The organism is Oceanitalea stevensii, assembly GCF_014837105.1.
GTDB lineage: Bacteria > Actinomycetota > Actinomycetes > Actinomycetales > Actinomycetaceae > Oceanitalea > Oceanitalea stevensii.
The window spans coordinates 1-509 of sequence record NZ_JACSPO010000030.1 but is presented as its reverse complement, the minus strand read 5'-3'; the positions used below and the strand labels follow the sequence as shown (position 1 = coordinate 509).

Here is a 509-nt window from a genome sequence, read left to right as displayed (position 1 = left end):
GTCTTGGCAGCCGCAGGGGCAGTGGAGGTGGGCCTGGGGTCCGATGAAGCCGAGGGTGAGGGCGGTGTGGCCCATGAGGGCGAGGCTGTCGGCTCGGAGTTGGTCCAGGGTGCGGGGGTCGCCGGTGTTCTTGGCGGCTCTGGCGGAGGCGTCCAGGGCCAGGTCCATGGCGATGGCGTCGGCGGCGGGGAGGCGGGCGGACAGGAGGGCCATGCCGTCGGGCAGGGGACGGGGGTGGTAGACGCAGCGCTTCTGGCGGGCGGTCTTGTGGCGGTCGTCGGCGGAGTCGGGGTCCACGGCGATGACGGCCTTGTCGAGGTCGTCGTTGAGCTGGCGCAGAGTGCGGCCCGGGGCCTTCGGCAGGACTTCCCACTGGGCGGCCATGGCGACCTCGGCGGGCAGGTCCAGCAGCCTGGTGACGATGGCCTGGGCTCGGGGCCAGTCGATGAGACCGCGGTCGAGGAGCTCGCCGGTGGGTTCGAACATGCCACCGAAGGCGCGGCCGCAGG

The 509-nt window shown here is 72.9% G+C and carries 1 protein-coding gene; it reads right to left on the bottom strand.

What is annotated here, in order from left to right:
* Positions 1 to 486: DUF222 domain-containing protein (locus H9624_RS16270; RefSeq protein WP_251840945.1), on the bottom strand; the 486-nt coding region annotated here is incomplete at its 3' end.
* Positions 487 to 509: the final 23 nt, after the last annotated feature.